Source organism: Aeromonas mytilicola subsp. aquatica, from assembly GCF_044336385.1.
Taxonomy (GTDB): domain Bacteria; phylum Pseudomonadota; class Gammaproteobacteria; order Enterobacterales; family Aeromonadaceae; genus Aeromonas; species Aeromonas rivipollensis.
Window position 1 is genome coordinate 1,409,450 of sequence record NZ_CP172298.1, and the last position, 16,713, is coordinate 1,426,162.

At 63.0% G+C, this 16,713-nt stretch carries 16 protein-coding genes; 12 read left to right on the forward strand and 4 right to left on the reverse strand.

Annotated features, from left to right (window positions below):
• Nucleotides 1-204: 204 nt before the first annotated feature.
• Nucleotides 205-1,365, forward strand: a complete 1,161-nt coding sequence (locus ACFWHB_RS06635; protein WP_395949733.1) for a GGDEF domain-containing protein — start codon at nt 205-207, stop codon at nt 1,363-1,365.
• Between the two features lie 39 nt (nt 1,366-1,404).
• On the opposite strand, the gene nadK is transcribed toward ACFWHB_RS06635, so the two are convergent.
• Complete coding sequence (gene nadK, locus ACFWHB_RS06640; protein ID WP_106886269.1) at nt 1,405-2,289, reverse strand: NAD(+) kinase; 885 nt, start codon at nt 2,287-2,289, stop codon at nt 1,405-1,407.
• A gap of 264 nt (nt 2,290-2,553) precedes the next feature.
• On the opposite strand from nadK, the gene grpE reads away from it, so the two are divergent.
• The 8 genes from grpE (at nt 2,554) to ACFWHB_RS06680 (ending at nt 13,494) form a co-directional block, all read left to right on the forward strand.
• On the forward strand, nt 2,554-3,129 hold the full coding sequence (gene grpE, locus ACFWHB_RS06645; RefSeq protein ID WP_289984054.1) for a nucleotide exchange factor GrpE: 576 nt from the start codon (nt 2,554-2,556) through the stop codon (nt 3,127-3,129).
• A 334-nt stretch (nt 3,130-3,463) separates the two neighbouring features.
• Complete coding sequence (gene dnaK / locus ACFWHB_RS06650) at nt 3,464-5,389, forward strand: molecular chaperone DnaK (RefSeq protein ID WP_042649831.1); 1,926 nt, start codon at nt 3,464-3,466, stop codon at nt 5,387-5,389.
• Between the two features lie 253 nt (nt 5,390-5,642).
• Entirely contained in the window at nt 5,643-6,770 is a 1,128-nt protein-coding gene (dnaJ, locus tag ACFWHB_RS06655; protein ID WP_042649830.1) for a molecular chaperone DnaJ, read from the forward strand.
• A 261-nt stretch (nt 6,771-7,031) separates the two neighbouring features.
• Nucleotides 7,032-8,522, forward strand: coding sequence for a carbohydrate porin (locus ACFWHB_RS06660; protein WP_111910211.1), 1,491 nt, complete (start codon nt 7,032-7,034; stop codon nt 8,520-8,522).
• A gap of 115 nt (nt 8,523-8,637) precedes the next feature.
• Nucleotides 8,638-9,594, forward strand: a complete 957-nt coding sequence (locus ACFWHB_RS06665) for an aminoimidazole riboside kinase (RefSeq protein ID WP_395949734.1) — start codon at nt 8,638-8,640, stop codon at nt 9,592-9,594.
• Between the two features lie 82 nt (nt 9,595-9,676).
• Complete coding sequence (locus ACFWHB_RS06670) at nt 9,677-11,041, forward strand: sucrose-specific PTS transporter subunit IIBC (RefSeq protein ID WP_290027769.1); 1,365 nt, start codon at nt 9,677-9,679, stop codon at nt 11,039-11,041.
• The gene (locus tag ACFWHB_RS06675; RefSeq protein WP_395949735.1) at nt 11,041-12,456 is read left to right on the forward strand and encodes a glycoside hydrolase family 32 protein; all 1,416 of its coding nucleotides are present in this window, start codon (nt 11,041-11,043) and stop codon (nt 12,454-12,456) included. The genes ACFWHB_RS06670 and ACFWHB_RS06675 overlap by 1 nt, the downstream gene beginning before the upstream one ends.
• A 27-nt stretch (nt 12,457-12,483) precedes the next feature.
• Complete coding sequence (locus ACFWHB_RS06680; RefSeq protein WP_395949736.1) at nt 12,484-13,494, forward strand: substrate-binding domain-containing protein; 1,011 nt, start codon at nt 12,484-12,486, stop codon at nt 13,492-13,494.
• A gap of 69 nt (nt 13,495-13,563) precedes the next feature.
• Here ACFWHB_RS06680 and ACFWHB_RS06685 read toward each other — a convergent pair whose 3' ends face one another.
• From ACFWHB_RS06685 to ACFWHB_RS06695, 3 genes are all read right to left on the reverse strand, one after another.
• Nucleotides 13,564-14,292 carry an MgtC/SapB family protein gene (locus ACFWHB_RS06685; RefSeq protein WP_025327670.1) on the reverse strand — a complete coding sequence of 243 codons (729 nt, stop codon included), beginning with the start codon at nt 14,290-14,292 and terminating at the stop codon, nt 13,564-13,566.
• A 217-nt stretch (nt 14,293-14,509) separates the two neighbouring features.
• Nucleotides 14,510-14,875: a hypothetical protein gene (locus ACFWHB_RS06690; protein ID WP_395949737.1), complete on the reverse strand. Its 366-nt coding sequence runs from the start codon at nt 14,873-14,875 to the stop codon at nt 14,510-14,512.
• A 365-nt stretch (nt 14,876-15,240) separates the two neighbouring features.
• Complete coding sequence (locus ACFWHB_RS06695; protein WP_106886276.1) at nt 15,241-15,426, reverse strand: YgaP family membrane protein; 186 nt, start codon at nt 15,424-15,426, stop codon at nt 15,241-15,243.
• A gap of 92 nt (nt 15,427-15,518) precedes the next feature.
• Between ACFWHB_RS06695 and ACFWHB_RS06700 the strand changes: the two genes are divergently transcribed.
• From ACFWHB_RS06700 to ACFWHB_RS06710, 3 genes are read left to right on the forward strand one after another with little or no spacing between them, the layout of a single operon-like run.
• Nucleotides 15,519-15,833: an ArsR/SmtB family transcription factor gene (locus tag ACFWHB_RS06700; protein ID WP_395950175.1), complete on the forward strand. Its 315-nt coding sequence runs from the start codon at nt 15,519-15,521 to the stop codon at nt 15,831-15,833.
• On the forward strand, nt 15,830-16,243 hold the full coding sequence (locus tag ACFWHB_RS06705; RefSeq protein WP_395949738.1) for a YeeE/YedE family protein: 414 nt from the start codon (nt 15,830-15,832) through the stop codon (nt 16,241-16,243). Before ACFWHB_RS06700 ends, ACFWHB_RS06705 begins: the two co-directional genes overlap by 4 nt.
• Before the next feature lie 13 nt (nt 16,244-16,256).
• On the forward strand, nt 16,257-16,703 hold the full coding sequence (locus tag ACFWHB_RS06710) for a DUF6691 family protein (RefSeq protein WP_395949739.1): 447 nt from the start codon (nt 16,257-16,259) through the stop codon (nt 16,701-16,703).
• Nucleotides 16,704-16,713 lie beyond the last annotated feature (10 nt).

Genomic DNA, 16,713 nt, shown 5'->3' on the forward strand with positions numbered 1-16,713 from the left:
GGAGAGGCACAGAGCCGTCATGGCATCCCATGGATGATGTGTCCCTGGAGGGCAGGCGCGCGATCAGCCTGTATTCGTTCACCTTTTTGAGGTCTTGTCGAGGCAGTGAACTTGTGGAGTCGGGGTGGCTGAGACACACTCGAGACAGGCCTGGCTCAGGTTCAGCGGGCAGGCCACCATGCTCTTCACCAAGGATGCGTCTAGATGATCCACACCCCGACCCTGCTGTTGATCTCCCTGGCAATCAATCTGATGTCGGCATTGCTCATGTTGTTCATCCACTTCTTGAAGCCTGGTCGGCGCAACTTCCTGTTCTGGTCCCTGTCTGCCTTCCTCTTCTCCCTCTCCATCTTGCTGCTCAGTCTGGGGATAGGGAGTGGCCATCCGGCCCTGGGGATCAGGGTCGGTGGCCTGGTCTCCCTCATGAGCATATTGCTGTTGCTGGCCGGCTTTTATGCCCTCTACGGCCTGTCCTGGCGCCCCCGCACCCTGTGGGGAGGGGTTGCTCTGTTGCTGCTTGCCTATCTGGGGTTGTCGAGCCATTTCGAGGTGCGCATGGTGCTGGCCCTGATGGAGTCTGTGGTCTACCTCTGGTGTGCTTGTCTCATCGTCTCCCTCAGCCGCCACCAGAAGCGGGTGCTCCATGCCGTCGCCGTCATCTACCTGCTGCATTTCACCATATTGCTGAGCCAGGGGTTGCTGCTCTTGCTGGGGACCAATGGCCCCGTGAGTGAGGGAGACTGGCTGCTCGATGCCATCTTCTTCATGCACATGGTGCTGACCATAGGCTCGGTATTGCTGCTGCCCCTGGTGGCCTATGTGGAGGCGGAGCAGGCGCTGCTGGCCCTCTCGGAGCGGGATCCCCTCACCGGGGTGCTCAACCGGCGGGGCCTGTTCAGACAGGGGGAGCGGGCGCGGCCGGGGCAGATGCGCTGCGTGGTGGTGCTCGACATCGATCACTTCAAGAGCGTCAATGACAGATTTGGTCACGGCTGTGGTGATGAGGTGATCCGGTTCGTGGCCAGGGTGCTGGTGGCCGAGGCGCGCAAGGATGATCTGGTGGGGCGCATAGGTGGCGAGGAGTTCGCCATCATCATGGGAGGGGTGAACGGCCAGATGGCCCATGACATCTGCGACCGGATCCGCCGCCAGATAGAGACGGGCTCCCGTCAGGGGGCCTGCCCGCCGTGCGAGGGGGTGACTGTCAGTGTGGGGGGCGTCTGCGCCTGTGCTGATACAGGGTTGGCGCACTTGCTGACGAAGGCCGACGAGGCAATGTACAGGGTCAAGGCGGCGGGGCGAAATGGCGTGCTTCTGCAGCTCGAACCCGGACCGCTTCGGCTGGTTGAGGGCGGCGAGGGCTAGGCTCTCGCCGCCAGCCTTGCTGCGGCCCGGGCCCGCTGGCTAGAACAGCTTGCTACCCCAGCCGAGCTTGTTGCGCAGCACGTGGAAGTAGCTGTAATCCAGCGGGTGCACCAGATGCAGCTTGTGTTGGCTCTTCTTGATGAGGATCTCGTCCCCCGGGTGGACCGCCAGGGTCACCTGGCCGTCGCAGCTCACCTGCATGGCGTCGTCCTGATTGTCGGGGGAGACCAGCAGCCGCACCTCGCTGTCCGCATCCAGCACTATGGGGCGGCTGCTCAGGGTGTGCGGGAACATGGGCACCAGCGTGATGGCGTTGAGCTTGGGGGTGAGGATGGCGCCACCCGCCGATAGCGAGTAGGCGGTGGAGCCGGTGGGGGTGGCGACAATGATGCCGTCCGAGCGCTGGCTGTACATGAAGCTGCCATCGATATAGACCTCGAACTCTATCATGTGGGCTATCTTGCCCGGGTGCAGCACCGCCTCGTTGACCGCCAGGTTGCTCGACTTGCGCTCGCCGTGGCGATAGACGGCGGCCTCCAGCAGGAAGCGGTGCTCGCTCTTGAAGTGGCCGGAGAGCACCTGCTCCAGGGGCAGCAGGTAGTCCTGGGGGGAGAGATCGGTCAGGAAGCCGAGGTTGCCCCGGTTCACCCCTATCACAGCCACATCGAACCGGGAGAGCACTCGGGCCGCCCCCAGCATGTTGCCGTCACCGCCGACCACTATGGCCAGATCCGCCTGCTCACCGAGCTGCACCAGATCCATCACGTTGTCACCCAAGAGCCCTAAGGTCTGGGCGACCCGGCTCTCCAGCAGCACCCGAAAACCGCGGGTACTCAGGTATTGATGCAGGCCGCTGAGGGTCTGGTTGGCCCCTTCATGATGGGGCTTGCCGATGAGGGCAACGGTTTTGAACGGAGAATCCATAGGTTATCGGGTCTGGGGAAGTCTTGCGGGGAGTATACCGCGCTTTGCCGGGGATTTGTCTGTCTCCATGCCCCTTGGCGCAATCGGCCCCGAAAAGCGGCAAGTTGGCCGGCTGGCAGGAGGCATTGTGCCTGATATGCCCTTTTCCCCTTGAAAGCCGGGGCTGCGTCCCCATAATAGCGCCAACACAGGGTCCGTTGACGCGTGTCGCTTACCTGAACGTCAGCAACCCCTCGTAAGTAACCCCTGAATATTGGAGATGTCATGAGCCACGAAGAACAAAAGGTTGAAGCGATGGAGCAAGTGGAAGCCCAGCCAGTCGAGCCGACCGATGTAGACAGTGAAGTGACAGCCGAGCAGGCCCGCATTGCCGAGCTGGAGGCCCAGTTGGAGGCAGCCCAGCAGGCCTCCCTGGAAGAGCGTGAGCGCGCCGTGCGTGCCGTCGCCGAGATGGAAAACCTGCGTCGCCGCGCCGCTCAGGACGTGGAGAAGGCCCACAAGTTCGCGCTGGAGAAGTTCGCCGGCGAGCTGCTGCCGGTGCTGGACAACCTGGAGCGTGCCATCGAGCTGGCCGACAAGGAAAATGAGGCGCTCAAGCCGATGATCGAAGGGGTCGAGCTGACCCTCAAATCCATGCAGAGCTCGGTAGCCAAGTTTGGCCTGCTCCCGCTGGATCCGCTGAACCAGCCGTTCGATCCCAACGCCCATCAGGCGATCAGCATGATCGACAATGCCGAAGTGGCAGCGAACACCGTCATCGCCGTGATGCAGAAGGGCTATGAACTCAACGGTCGGGTGATCCGTCCGGCCATGGTGATGGTCTCCAAGGCCCCGGTCTGAGTCCCGTCGCTGTGCTGAGCCCGCCGCTCGGCGGGCTTTTTATTGGTAGCGGCGCCATCAGCGTATTTTCTGGCGCCATTTGGCAAGCACTCTTGCGCCCAAGGGGCAAGAATGCGCGGTTTTTTAAGGTCAGGGCTTGAAGCGTCGGCTCGAGACCCCATATAGGTGGCAAGGCCACGGCGGCATCTGATTTCAGTGGCATGGAAACTTAGGTGACACGGAAAGAATTTGATGTCGGGTGCTTGAAAGCCACAGTGGCAGGCCCCACCTAGCCGTTAACGTATTTAAGGCGAGCCCCTCGCCAGTTTATTCAAAGTATTTGGAGATTCGTCAAATGGGTAAAATCATCGGTATTGACCTGGGTACTACCAACTCCTGCGTTGCTATTCTGGATGGCGACCATGCTCGCGTGATCGAGAACGCGGAAGGCGACCGTACTACTCCGTCCATCATTGCCTATGCCGATGACGGCGAAATCCTGGTTGGTCAGCCGGCCAAGCGCCAAGCCATCACCAACCCGAAGAACACGCTGTTCGCTATCAAGCGTCTGATTGGCCGTCGTTTCGAAGATGAAGAAGTACAGCGCGATCTGAAGATCATGCCGTACGCCATCGCCAAGGCTGACAACGGTGACGCCTGGGTAGAAGTCAAAGGCAAGAAAATGGCACCGCCGCAGATCTCTGCCGAAGTGCTGAAGAAAATGAAGAAGACCGCCGAGGATTACCTGGGCGAGCCGGTGACCGAAGCGGTCATCACAGTACCGGCTTACTTCAACGACGCCCAGCGTCAGGCTACCAAGGATGCCGGTCGCATCGCCGGTCTGGATGTAAAACGCATCATCAACGAACCGACTGCTGCGGCCTTCGCCTATGGCGTGAACAAGGTCAAGGGCGAGCGCAAGGTTGCCGTCTATGACCTGGGCGGCGGTACCTTCGACATCTCCATCATCGAGATCGACGAAGTAGAAGGTGAAACCACCTTCGAAGTGCTGGCGACCAACGGTAACACCCACCTGGGTGGTGAAGACTTCGACAACCGCGTCATCAACTACCTGGTAGACGAGTTCAAGCGTGAGCAGGGCATCGACCTGCGCAACGACCAGCTGGCCCTGCAGCGTCTGAAAGATGCCGCCGAGAAAGCCAAGATCGAGCTCTCTTCCGCCCAGCAGACCGACGTCAACCTGCCGTACATCACTGCAGATGCCACAGGTCCGAAGCACATGAACATCAAGGTGACCCGCGCCAAGCTGGAATCCCTGGTGGAAGACATGGTGAAAGACTCCCTGGAGCCGGTCCGTGTCGCCCTGAAAGACTCCGGTCTGGCGGTTGGCGAGATCGACGACGTCATCCTGGTGGGCGGTCAGACCCGTATGCCGCTGGTTCAGAAGACCGTTGCCGACTTCTTTGGCAAAGAGCCGCGTAAAGACGTCAACCCGGACGAAGCCGTGGCCATGGGTGCTGCCATCCAGGGTGCCGTACTGTCCGGTGACAAGACAGACGTACTGCTGCTGGACGTGACCCCGCTCTCCCTGGGTATCGAAACCATGGGCAGCGTGATGACTGCGCTGATCGAGAAGAACACCACCATCCCGACCAAGAAGTCCCAGGTGTTCTCCACTGCCGAAGACAACCAGTCTGCCGTGACCATTCACGTGCTGCAGGGTGAGCGCAAGCGTGCCAGCGACAACAAGTCCCTGGGCCAGTTCAACCTGGAAGGCATCCGTCCGGCACCGCGCGGTCTGCCGCAGATCGAAGTGACCTTCGACATTGACGCCAACGGTATCCTGCACGTCTCCGCGAAAGACAAGGAGACCAACAAGGAGCAGAAGATCACCATCCAGGCCTCCTCTGGTCTGTCTGATGACGAGATCGAGCGCATGGTACGCGAAGCCGAAGCCAACGCGGCGGAAGACAAGAAGTTCGAAGAGCTGGTGCAGACCCGCAACCAGGCTGACGGTCTGGTCCACTCGGTCCGCAAGCAGGTCACCGAAGCCGGTGACGCCCTGCCTGCCGACGACAAGACCAAGATTGAAACCGCACTGTCCGAGCTGGAAGCCGTCATCAAGGGTGACGACAAGGCTGCCATCGAAGCCAAGCAACAGGCCCTGATGGAAGCGTCCCAGAAGCTGATGGAGATTGCCCAGCAGCAGGCTCAGGCGCAAGGCGCCGGTGCCGAGGCTGGTCACTCCTCTTCTTCCGCCAAGGCTGACGACGACGTGGTCGACGCCGAGTTCGAAGAAGTGAAAGACGACAAGAAATAAGCCCAACCCAGATGGGCAGAGCAGACTCTGCCCATCGGCTCAGAATCTGTTCGCGGTCTGTCGCGAGAGGACGTCAGCAAGGTAAAGAGCAGCGCAGGAACCGGAGTGTATGTGAATACATGAGGATTCCGAGCAGCACATGAGCCTTGATCACGGCTTCGTAGTAAGAGTGTGAGCAGATTCGTCAATGAATTTACGGGCGTTGGGTAACCAACGCCCGTCTGCATAACGGCTCAAGTAGAACAGGATGAGTATGTCGAAGCGCGATTTCTACGAAGTGCTCGGGGTATCGAAAGGTGCCGACGAGCGCGAGATCAAGAAGGCGTACAAGCGTCTGGCGATGAAGTATCACCCGGATCGCAATCAGGGTGATGCCGCATCGGAAGAGAAGTTCAAAGAGGTCAAGGAAGCCTACGAGGTCCTGACCGACGAGAACCTGCGTGCCCGCTATGACCAGTACGGTCATGCCGGCGTGGATCAGAGCCAGGGCGGCGGCCACGGCGGTGGTGCCGATTTCGGTGACATCTTCGGCGATGTGTTTGGTGACATCTTCGGTGGTCGTGGCGGTGGTCGTCGCGGCCCGGCCCGTGGCTCCGACCTGCGCTACAACATGGAGCTGACCCTGGAAGAGGCGGTGCGCGGGGTCTCCAAGGAGATCAAGATCCCGACCCAGGTCCATTGCGAGGTCTGCAACGGGTCCGGTGCCCACACCGGCAGCCAGGCCCATACCTGCCCGACCTGCCACGGCTCCGGTCAGGTGCAGATGCGCCAGGGCTTCTTCGCGGTGCAGCAGGCCTGCCCCCACTGTCACGGTCGCGGCAAGATCATCAAGGATCCGTGCCGCAAGTGCCATGGGGAAGGGCGCTACCAGAAGACCAAGACCTTGTCGGTGAAGATCCCGGCGGGCGTCGATACCGGCGATCGCATCCGTCTCTCCGGCGAAGGGGAAGCGGGGGAGGCCGGCGCACCGGCAGGCGATCTCTACGTACAGGTCCACGTCAAGGAGCACGAGATCTTCGTGCGTGACGGCAACGATCTCTACTGCGAGGTGCCCATCAGCTTCACCACGGCAGCGCTCGGCGGCGAGATCGAAGTGCCGACCCTGGATGGCCGGGTCAAGCTCAAGGTCACGGCGGAAACCCAGACCGGCAAGCTGTTCCGCCTGCGGGGCAAGGGCGTCAAGTCCGTGCGCTCCGGCCAGGTGGGGGATCTGATGTGCAAGGTGGTGATCGAGACCCCGGTCAAGCTGACCGAGACCCAGAAAGATCTGCTGCGCCAGCTGGATGAGTCCTTCAGCGGTGCCGCCGCCAAGACCCACAAGCCGAAATCCGAAGGCTTCTTCGAAGGGGTGAAACGCTTCTTCGACGATCTGACCAAGTAATCGCTACCCGCGTGACCCAAGCCGGCCTCTGTGCCGGCTCTTTTTTTGCCTGCCTTTTGCCCCGGGTCCGCCCTATTGAGTGGATCCCGATGAGGGATCCTCCTCACAACTCCCGGCGGTTTTCCCTGTGCAAACGTTACTCTGATCACAAGTGGCTGAAACGGTTTAGCTGGCATATTGAGTTAGCTAAAGCGGTTTAGCTATTCTCTGCTCGTCCATAACAACAGCGCCCGGACGGGCGGCAGATGACAGGTGAGGAAGATGACGATGTTCAAGAGCAAGTTGGCGCTGGCGGTGGCGCTGGGATTGGGGATGAGCAGCCCGCTGTGGGCGGCCGAGGGCGGTATCGAAGCGCGTCTGGCGGCGCTGGAGGCACGGGTGCAGGCGGCTGAGTCTCGCGCCGCCGCCGCCGAAGCGCGGGCCGACGAGGCCCAGAGCAAGGCGAGCGAGGCCCGGGAGACAGCCGTGGTGGCCAAGGCCCAGAGCGAGAAGGTGGACAAGCAGACCGCCGGTGCCCAGGGCTTCGAGTTTCACGGCTATGCCCGCTCGGGCCTCCTGGTCAACAGCAACGGCAACGGCGGGCGCGGCGGCCCTTACGTGACGCCGGCCGGCTCTGTGGGCGGGGCCGTGGGTCGCCTTGGCAACGAAGACGACACCTACATGGAGGCGAATCTGCTGAAGACCCAGACCTTCGATGACGGCAGCTGGGCCCGCTACAAGCTGATGCTGGCGGACGGGGTGGAGACCAGCAACGACTGGACCGCCAGCGATTCCAGCCTCAACACCCGTCAGGTGTTTGCCGAAATCGGCGACCTGGCGAGCTTCAGCGGCCCCTTCCAGCACTCTGTGCTCTGGGCGGGCAAGCGCTTCGATCGGGACAACTTCGACATCCACTGGCTCGACTCGGACGTGGTCTTCCTGGCCGGGACAGGTGGCGGCGTCTACGACGTGCAGCTGGCCGACAGCTGGAAGGCGAACTTCTCCCTCTACGGCCGTGACTACGGCGACATCAGCGCCAGCGGCCTGTCGGACATAGAGAGCTACATCCTCACCATGAACAACCGCGTCGGCAACTGGCAGTGGATGCTGAACGGCGTCTCCGCCAAGGACAACGAGGCGCGCATCAACGACGGCGGCGTTGGCAGCGAGGCGGCGAACAAGGGGGCGCACACCCTGGTGGCCTACCACGGCGAGAGCTTCTTCGGCATCAATCCCGGCTTCTCCAAGGCCGCCGTGCTCTACGGCCATGGCCTGGGGGCCGAGCTCAAGGGGTTGGGCTCCGACAGCGAGCTGCTGCCGGATGCCGACGCGGTGCGGGTCGCCGTGTTTGGTGCCACCGATCTCAACCCGCGCTGGCGGCTGGCTCCGGCCCTGCTGGCGGAGCAGAGCCAGGATCGCTACGTGAAGGGGGACGAGTATCAGTGGCTGACCCTCAACACCCGGGTGGCCCAGGTGCTGAGCCAGAACGTCGAGCTGGTCTACGAGGCCGCCTGGCAGTACATGGACTTGGATCCCAAGGGCTACAAGGGCCGGCAGGCGGTGAGCGGCAACTTCACCAAGCTCACCTTCGCCCCCACCTTCAAGGCGCAGACCGCCGGCTTCTTCGAGCGGCCCGAGCTGCGGGTATTCGCCACCTGGATGGACTGGTCCTCCGAGCTCGACAACTACGCCAGCACAGATGCCATGGGCCAGAGCGATTTCACCGCCGGTGGCGAGTGGAACTTTGGCGTGCAGATGGAAACCTGGTTCTAGTTCGTTATCCCGATCACAAAAATGGCAGACGGCGCCGGGATCTATTGGTTAGCTAAAACGGTTTAGCTGATAATGCCGACCAAGAGAACAGAGCCCGGCTCTGGCAGTGGATCCGATGCAGCAGTGGAGTAGCAAGGTGGGGAATCGTGTGTGGGTAATGGGGGATGCGGTGGTGGATCTTATCCCGGAAGGGGAGCTGCACTACCTCAAGTGTCCGGGTGGTGCCCCCGCCAACGTGGCGGTGGGGGTGGCGCGGCTCGGCGGTGAATCGGCCTTTATCGGCCGGGTCGGCGCCGATCCCTTCGGCCGCTTTATGGCCGATACCCTGGTGGCAGAGGGCGTCGACATTCGTCATCTGACTCAGGATCCGGCCCACCGAACCTCCACGGTGCTGGTGGAGCTCGATGAAGAAGGGGAGCGCAGCTTCACCTTTATGGTGCGCCCCAGTGCCGACCAGTTCCTCGAACCGGCTGACTTGCCCCGCTTCGAGGCCGGTCAGTGGCTGCTCTGCTGCTCCATCGCGCTCGCCAACGAACCTGTGCGCAGCAGTTGCCTGCAGGCCATGGCCGCCATCAAGGAGGCGGGAGGGCGGGTCTGCTTCGACCCCAACCTGAGGCCCGAGGTGTGGGGCAATCCCGCCGAGATGCTGCCGCAGGTAAGCGCGGCCATGACCCTGGCGGATGTGGTCAAGCTCTCGGTGGAGGAGCTGCAACTGCTGAGCGGCGAGGATGATCTGCTCGCGGGGCTTGCCACCCTCTCGGGCCCGGCCCTGGTGCTGGTGACCCGGGGGGCGGCCGGTGTGGTGGCCCGCCTCGAGGGCGAGCTGCTGGAGTGGGTGGGGCAGAAAGTGACCCCGCTCGACACCACGGGGGCGGGAGATGCCTTCGTCGCGGGTCTGCTGGCCGCCCTGGCCGGGCGTTCGTCACTGCCGACGCTGGCCGAGCTGCCCGCCATCCTGGCTCAGGCCCACGGCTGCGGGGCGCTCGCCACCACCGCCAAGGGGGCCATGACGGCGCTGCCGACCCGCACCGAACTGGATGCCTTTTTGCGATCGAGCATAAGCGGCCGTTGATCTGCGGCTAGAAGCCCGGGTCAACAGCCCCTACTCTCATGTGACAAGGGCCCGCCAGCCGGCGGGTCATAAGAGGAAGATTATGAATATCAGTGCGATAGCCAAGGATCTGGTGCCCCTGCTCGGGGGCAAGGAGAACATCGTCAGCGCCGCTCACTGCGCCACCCGGCTGCGGCTGGTGCTGGCGGACGACAGCAAGGTGAACAAGGCCGCCATCGACAAGCTGGACGGGGTCAAGGGGTGCTTCAGCAACGCCGGCCAGATCCAGGTGATCTTCGGCACCGGCCTGGTCAACAAGGTCTATGCCGAGTTCGTGGCTATTACCGGGACCGGCACCGCCAGCAAGGCGGAGCTGACCGACCTGGCGACGGCCAAGCTCAATGTGGCCCAGCGCCTGGCGCGGACCCTCTCCAACATCTTCGTCCCCATCATCCCGGCCATCGTCGCCTCCGGCCTGCTGATGGGGCTGCTCGGCATGGTGCGCACCTACGGCTGGGTCAACGCCGACAGCGCCCTCTTCGTCATGCTCGACATGTTCAGCTCGGCAGCCTTTATCATACTGCCCATCCTGATTGGCTTTACCGCGGCGCGGGAGTTTGGCGGCAACCCGTACCTCGGGGCGACCCTTGGCGGCATCCTCACCCACCCGGCACTGACCAACGCCTGGGGCGTGGCCGGTGGCTTCAAGACCATGGACTTCTTCGGGCTGGATGTGGCCATGATCGGCTACCAGGGCACCGTCTTCCCGGTGCTGCTGGCGGTCTGGTTCATGTCCCACCTGGAGAAACAGCTGCGCAAGCGCATCCCGGACGCCCTGGATCTTATCCTCACCCCCTTCTTGACCGTCATCATCACCGGCTTCGTGGCGCTGCTGTTTATCGGCCCGGCGGGACGGGTGCTGGGGGATGGCATCTCCTTTGGTCTGAGCGCCCTCTATGAGCAGGCTGGCTGGCTGGCGGGTCTGGTATTCGGCGGGACTTATTCCCTTATCGTCATCACCGGCATCCACCACAGCTTCCACGCCATAGAGGCGGGGCTGCTCACCAACCCGGCCATAGGCGTCAACTTCCTGCTGCCCATCTGGGCCATGGCCAACGTGGCCCAGGGCGGGGCTTGCCTGGCGGTCTACTTCAAGACCCGGGATGTGAAGATCAAGGCGATTACAGTGCCGGCGGCCATGTCCTGCCTGCTGGGCATCACGGAAGCGGCCATCTTTGGCGTCAACCTGCGCTACATCAAACCCTTCCTGGCCGGTCTGTTCGGCGGTGCCTGCGGCGGCGCCTACGTGGTGGCGGCCAAGGTGGGCATGACGGCGGTGGGCCTGACCGGCATTCCGGGCATGGCTATAGTCCAGCCCATGAGCCTCATCCACTACGTCATCGGGCTGGTGATCGCCTTCGGTGCCGCCTTCGCCGCCTCCTACCTGCTCAAGTACAAGGTGGAGTGATGAAGGAAAGCCATCTCCTCAACCAGGTTGTCCGGTCCCTGCTGGCCGGACAGCTCAAGGCGGCGGCCGATCCCCATAGGCCCCGCTGGCATCTGGCAGCCCCTGTGGGGCTGCTCAATGACCCCAACGGCTTTATCGAGCACGACGGACGCTACCACCTCTTCTACCAGTGGAATCCGCTCGGCTGCGAGCACAGCAACAAGGGCTGGGGTCACGTCACCTCTACCGATCTGCTGCACTGGCAGCACGAGCCGGTGGCGCTCCTGCCCACCGAGGCCTATGAGAGCCACGGCTGCTATTCGGGGTCGGCGGTGAGCGACGAGCAGGGGCGCCTGACCCTCGTCTACACCGGCAACGTCAAATACCCGGATGGCAGCCGCACCGCCTTCCAGTGTCTGGCCCGCGCCGACGGTGAGGGCGGTTTCGACAAGCTGGGCCCCGTGCTCGATCTGCCCCAAGGCTACAGCGGCCATGTGCGCGACCCCAAGGTGTGGCACGACGGCCAGCAGTGGCTCATGGTGCTGGGGGCCCGCACCCTGGACGACAAGGGTGAGGTGCTGCTCTATCGCGGCGACGCGCTTGATGCCTGGACTCTGGTGGGCCCCATCGCCGGCAGCGGGCACGGTGGTCTCAGGGACTTTGGCTATATGTGGGAGTGCCCGGACCTCTTCCCCCTAGGGGAGCGCCATCTGCTGATCTGCTGCCCCCAGGGGATAGCCCCGCAAGGGGAGTATTATCGCAACCTCTACCAGTGCGGTTGGCTGGCGGGGCAGTTCGATGGCGAGCAGTTCGAGCACGGGGCCTTCCACGAGCTGGACAGGGGCTTCGAGTTCTATGCGCCCCAGACCACCCTGGACAGTCAGGGGCGCCGCCTGCTGTTCGGCTGGCTGGGGCTGCCGGAGGAGAACGAGATGAGCCAGCCCACTGTCGCTCACGGCTGGATCCATCAGATGAGCTGCCCGCGGGAGCTGTTCTGGCAGGACGACTGGCTCTGCCAGCGGCCTGTGGCGGAGCTCGCGACATTGAAGGGGGAGCAGACCCGCTTCGAGGGGACGCTCAGGGAGTTTCCGGGGCTCGCCATCGACTCGGCCTGGCTCGATCTGGCGCTTTGCGGTGAGGGCAGCCTCTGGTTCGGCGCCGTGGCCGAGCTGGTGTGGCAGCCGGGGCGCATCACACTGCGACGCCAGAACTGGCAGAGTGGGGCCTGGGAAGAGAGAGCCGCCCCCTGGCTTGGAGGCAAGATCACCGTCCTTTGCGACAGCTCCAGTCTGGAGTGCTTCGTGGATCAGGGTCGCCAGAGCCTGTCGGCGCGCTACTTCCCCGGAGAAAAGCCGCAACTTTCATCGGGTAACGGCGATGATGGCTGCAAAATTTGCCTTGATCACTGGCCGCTGGCGGCTTGCCTAGTACAATAGCCCGGTGCTAGTCAGCCGGGAGGCCAGGTGGAGAAGAAGAAACGGATCACTATTGCCCAGATAGCCGAACTGGCGGGGGTCTCCAAGGCCACCGCCAGTCTGGTGCTCAACGGCAAGAGTGCGGAGTACAGGATTGCCGACGATACCCGCAAGCGGATCCAGGCGGTGGCGGATGAGTGTCACTACCAGCCGAGCTTTCATGCCCGCTCCCTGCGCGAGACCCGCAGCTACACCTGGGGGCTGGTGATCCCCGATCTCACCAACTTCGGGTTCGCCAGCATAGCGCGCGCCCTCGAGGCCCACTGCCGGGAGGCGGGGATCCAGCTGCTCATTGCCTGCTCCGAAGATGATCCCACCCTGGAGCAGCGGGTGGTGGACAATCTCATCAGCCGTCAGGTGGATGGGCTCATCGTTGCCTCCAGTGGCCACAGCGATGACATCTATGCCCGCATTCACGACCGCCTGCCGGTGGTGCAGCTCGACCGCCATATCGGCGAGTCGCGCCTGCCCATGGTCATTTCGGACGCCTGCAAGGCGACCGCCGAGCTGGTGCAGGACATGGCGATCGATTGCGACGAGGAGATCTACTACTTCGGCGGCCTGCTGGATCTCTCCCCCAGTCGCCACCGACTGGCGGGCTATGAGCTGGGGCTCCATCGCGTCGGCTTTGAGGCGGATGCCGCCCGGGTGCGCCATCGCGACTATCAGCCGCGCTCGGGTTATCAGCTGATGGCCGAGCTGGTAGAGGAGCTGGGAGCGCCCCCCCGCGGGCTATTCACCGCCTCTTTTACTCTGCTGGAAGGGGTGCTGCGCTACCTCAACGAGGCGGGCCTGATGGAGACGGGGATGCGGCTCTGCACCTTCGACGATCACGATCTGCTCGACTGCATTCCCATGCGCATCGACTCCGTGGCCCAGGATTGTCCGGCCCTGGCCCGGGCCGCCTTCGAGCTGATGCAGCAGCTGATCGCGGGCAATCCCCCCGCACAGACCGCCCAGGTGATCCTCCCCAGAGTGCGCTGGCGCAGCCGCCGCTAGTCGCCCATCACGTCTCATATGAAAAAGCCCCGCCAATACTGGCGGGGCTTTTTGCTGTTGGCGGCGGGCTCAATCCGTGGTGCTGGCACGCCAGAAGATCTGCTTGATGCGGGGATGCTCCCCCAGCGTCTTCATCAGGGCGTCCAGCTCGTCGCCGTCGATGGAGGTGGCGAGCAGCACAGCCGAGATCTCGATGTCCTGCTCCCCGAAGGGTTCTATATCCAGCTCGCTCAGGGGGTAGTTGGCCTGCTCCAGCTTCTGCTCCAGCCAGGGGAGCACCTCTTTCTGATGAGTACGGCGGATGAGCGCCGTCACGCGGTAGGTCACCTCGGTGTCGGTATTGTCCACCGGATGACGGTTGATCTGATTGACCAGGGGGCGCAGCAGGGTGTTGGCCGCCAGCACGAAGAGCGCGCCGAGCACTGCCTCCATGGCGAAGCCGGCACCGCTGGCCGCCCCCACCGCCGCCACACCCCAGAGGGTGGCGGCGGTGTTGATGCCGCGGATGTTGCCGGACTCGCGCATGATGACACCGGCGCCGAGAAAGCCGATGCCGGAGACGATATAGGCCACCACGTGGACCACCCCATAGCTGCCGCCGTGCAGGTCATAGATGCGCTGGGCCAGGTTGACGAAGAGGGCCGCCCCCACGGCGACCAGCACGTTGGTGCGAAGGCCGGCGGTGCGCTGGCGGTACTGGCGCTCCAGCCCGACCAGGCTGCCGAGCACGAAGGCGAGCAGCAGGCTGGCCAGGGTGTCGAGCAGGGCAAGCAGATCAAATTGTTGCCACATTCTCATGGGGTACTCCTTCTGATGCGTGATGGCTGCGCGCAATCCATGATGAAACGCCGCACAAGAGGGCTGAAAAACCCGGCGATGATTGCGCTGCTGGCCAGCAAAAAATGAAACAAGGCGTGCGGGGCGTCCCCTGCGCATGCCTCATAGGGCGTCGCTGACAGTTCAGGGGGCCAGCATGGCCGGCCCCCTGAACGCTGGTTGACAGAGTATGGTGCTGTCAGGTGCGCTCGGGATCATCACCGCGAGGGCGCAGTTCCCAGCGAACCGGGTGAGCAGCCCCGACCTGATGGACAAACTGCACCAGATAGCGGCGCTGGGGCGGGGTGCACCGCAGGTTGAGCACCAGCTCACGCCCGCCGCTGCGACCCGGTGTCATGGACTGCACCGGGTGCAGCCCGGCCGGTTGCAGGGTGTGGCTCACCATCTCCAGCACCAGCTCCAGATCGGCGCGATCCTCGCAGCGGATCTGCAGCCGGTAGTGGTGCTGGCGCTGTTTGCCCCGCAGCCAGCGCGGCAACATGCCAAGGCCCAGCTTGTTCAGCAGGGGGTGAGTCGATACAGACTGGGTTGATATCAAACGCATAGCAGCCTCCTTGTGGGAAGCAGAAACTATGCAGGCAAGGCGCCCATGGCCGTTGGCCAGGAGTCACCCGACGTCAAGTGTAAAAAGAGAAGAGGGGAGTGGATTTCCGCTTCTCGCAGGGCTGCGAGTTGCGGCAGAGGGACTCTGCGGCTAGCTCGCGACCTGGGTGCCGACGACAGGAGTCGGCGTGGATCTGTCACTTGATGAGTTGCCCACCGACGGTCTCCGCTATTGATTAGAGGCGACATGGTAGCCGATACGGCCGCCGGGGTAAACCCTGGGCCCCCGGCAGCAACATATTGAAACAAAATGAGGTTTTAGCAAAAGGGAGCCAGAGCCCCCTCGTTTTTATCGTCCGCTCGGGGCTATTTCATGCCCAGGCGCCTCAGGATCATGGCGGCGGGGCAGAAGCCGGTGAAGGCGCTCTGGATCAGGTTGGCCCCGACAAAGACGCTCAGCCAGACGAAGCCCGGGTGGACCCAGGCGGTGAGCAGCAGCGAGAGCAGCAAGATGCAGCCCGCGACCACCCTGACTCCGTTATCAACTGTCATGTCTCTCTCCCTTCCCTCTATTATTTAGTAGTTGCTAATTTAGTGTTGATTTATACAATAGACTAAATATCAGCAATTGCTAATTTATGCTTATGAGCCCATTCGACGAGATGAACGGACACGCGACGGCCGCCGCCGCCCTGCTCAAGGCGTTGGCTCATCCCGAACGCCTGATGGTGCTCTGTCAGCTGGTGGAAGGAGAGAAGGGAGTCGGGGAGCTGCTGGCTCACAGCCAGCTGGGGCAGTCGGCCTTCTCCCAGCAACTTTCGGTATTGAAGCGCCACGGCCTTATCCGTTCGCGCAAGGTCTCCCAGCAGATCTACTACTCCCTGGTGAGCGAGGCGGCCGCCGATGTGCTGGCGGCGCTGCAAACCCATTTTTGTCACGCAGATGAGGAAATTCGATGATTGAAAGCCAATGGCTGCTCTCTTTGGGCGGCGGCATGCTGGCGGGGCTGTCGGCCCTGATCCTGATGTTGTTCAACGGCCGGGTGGCCGGGATCAGCGGCATTCTGGCCGGTGCCTTGCAACACCGTGCGCCGTGGCGGGTGCTGTTTCTGCTGGGGCTGGGGGCCGGCGCCTGGCTGGCGCTGACCCTGGGTTGGGCCAGCATGCCTGCATTCACCAGCCTGCCCGTTTGGCCGGTGGTGTTGCTGGCCGGCCTGCTGGTGGGCATAGGCACTCGCCTTGGCAATGGCTGCACCAGCGGTCACGGCATCTGCGGCATGGGGCGGCTCTCCCTGCGTTCCATAGTCGCCACCCTGACCTTTATGGCGGCGGGCTTTATCACCGTCTTCGTTACTCATCATCTGTTGTAAGAGGCTGATCGCCATGAAGTTGCTGACAAGTTTGTTTGCGGGCCTGCTGTTCGGGCTGGGGATGGCCATCTCCGGCATGGTGGATCCGGCGCGGGTCACCGGTTTTCTCGATCTGGCAGGGGCCTGGGATCCCAGCCTTGCCTTCGTGATGGGGGGCGCCCTGCTGGTCTTTATGCCGGGTTATTTTCTGCTGGTGAAACCCCGTCGCCGGAGTCTGCTGGGGGAGCCCATAGTCGCCATACCGGCCCCCAGGCTGGATCGCCGTCTGATCGGTGGGGCCGCGCTGTTTGGCATAGGCTGGGGGTTGGTGGGCATCTGTCCCGGGCCGGCCTTGAGCCTCATTTCCAGCGGCCAGCCCATGATACTGTTGTTCATTGCGGCCATGGTGGCCGGGATCCTGCTGGTCGATCGGGGGCTGGTGCGCGTGCGGAACAAGGCTCGCCAGTCCCATACCGCCTGATCCCGTGAAG

Excerpts from the sequence above, each read along its gene's own strand:
- ACFWHB_RS06635 (WP_395949733.1), top strand. The coding sequence starts at position 205 with ATGATCCACACCCCGACCCTGCTGTTGATCTCCCTGGCAATCAATCTG.
- nadK (WP_106886269.1), bottom strand. The coding sequence starts at position 2,289 with ATGGATTCTCCGTTCAAAACCGTTGCCCTCATCGGCAAGCCCCATCAT.
- grpE (WP_289984054.1), top strand. The coding sequence starts at position 2,554 with ATGAGCCACGAAGAACAAAAGGTTGAAGCGATGGAGCAAGTGGAAGCC.
- dnaK (WP_042649831.1), top strand. The coding sequence starts at position 3,464 with ATGGGTAAAATCATCGGTATTGACCTGGGTACTACCAACTCCTGCGTT.
- dnaJ (WP_042649830.1), top strand. The coding sequence starts at position 5,643 with ATGTCGAAGCGCGATTTCTACGAAGTGCTCGGGGTATCGAAAGGTGCC.
- ACFWHB_RS06660 (WP_111910211.1), top strand. The coding sequence starts at position 7,032 with ATGACGATGTTCAAGAGCAAGTTGGCGCTGGCGGTGGCGCTGGGATTG.
- ACFWHB_RS06665 (WP_395949734.1), top strand. The coding sequence starts at position 8,638 with ATGCAGCAGTGGAGTAGCAAGGTGGGGAATCGTGTGTGGGTAATGGGG.
- ACFWHB_RS06670 (WP_290027769.1), top strand. The coding sequence starts at position 9,677 with ATGAATATCAGTGCGATAGCCAAGGATCTGGTGCCCCTGCTCGGGGGC.
- ACFWHB_RS06675 (WP_395949735.1), top strand. The coding sequence starts at position 11,041 with ATGAAGGAAAGCCATCTCCTCAACCAGGTTGTCCGGTCCCTGCTGGCC.
- ACFWHB_RS06685 (WP_025327670.1), bottom strand. The coding sequence starts at position 14,292 with ATGAGAATGTGGCAACAATTTGATCTGCTTGCCCTGCTCGACACCCTG.
- ACFWHB_RS06690 (WP_395949737.1), bottom strand. The coding sequence starts at position 14,875 with ATGCGTTTGATATCAACCCAGTCTGTATCGACTCACCCCCTGCTGAAC.
- ACFWHB_RS06695 (WP_106886276.1), bottom strand. The coding sequence starts at position 15,426 with ATGACAGTTGATAACGGAGTCAGGGTGGTCGCGGGCTGCATCTTGCTG.
- ACFWHB_RS06700 (WP_395950175.1), top strand. The coding sequence starts at position 15,519 with ATGAGCCCATTCGACGAGATGAACGGACACGCGACGGCCGCCGCCGCC.
- ACFWHB_RS06705 (WP_395949738.1), top strand. The coding sequence starts at position 15,830 with ATGATTGAAAGCCAATGGCTGCTCTCTTTGGGCGGCGGCATGCTGGCG.
- ACFWHB_RS06710 (WP_395949739.1), top strand. The coding sequence starts at position 16,257 with ATGAAGTTGCTGACAAGTTTGTTTGCGGGCCTGCTGTTCGGGCTGGGG.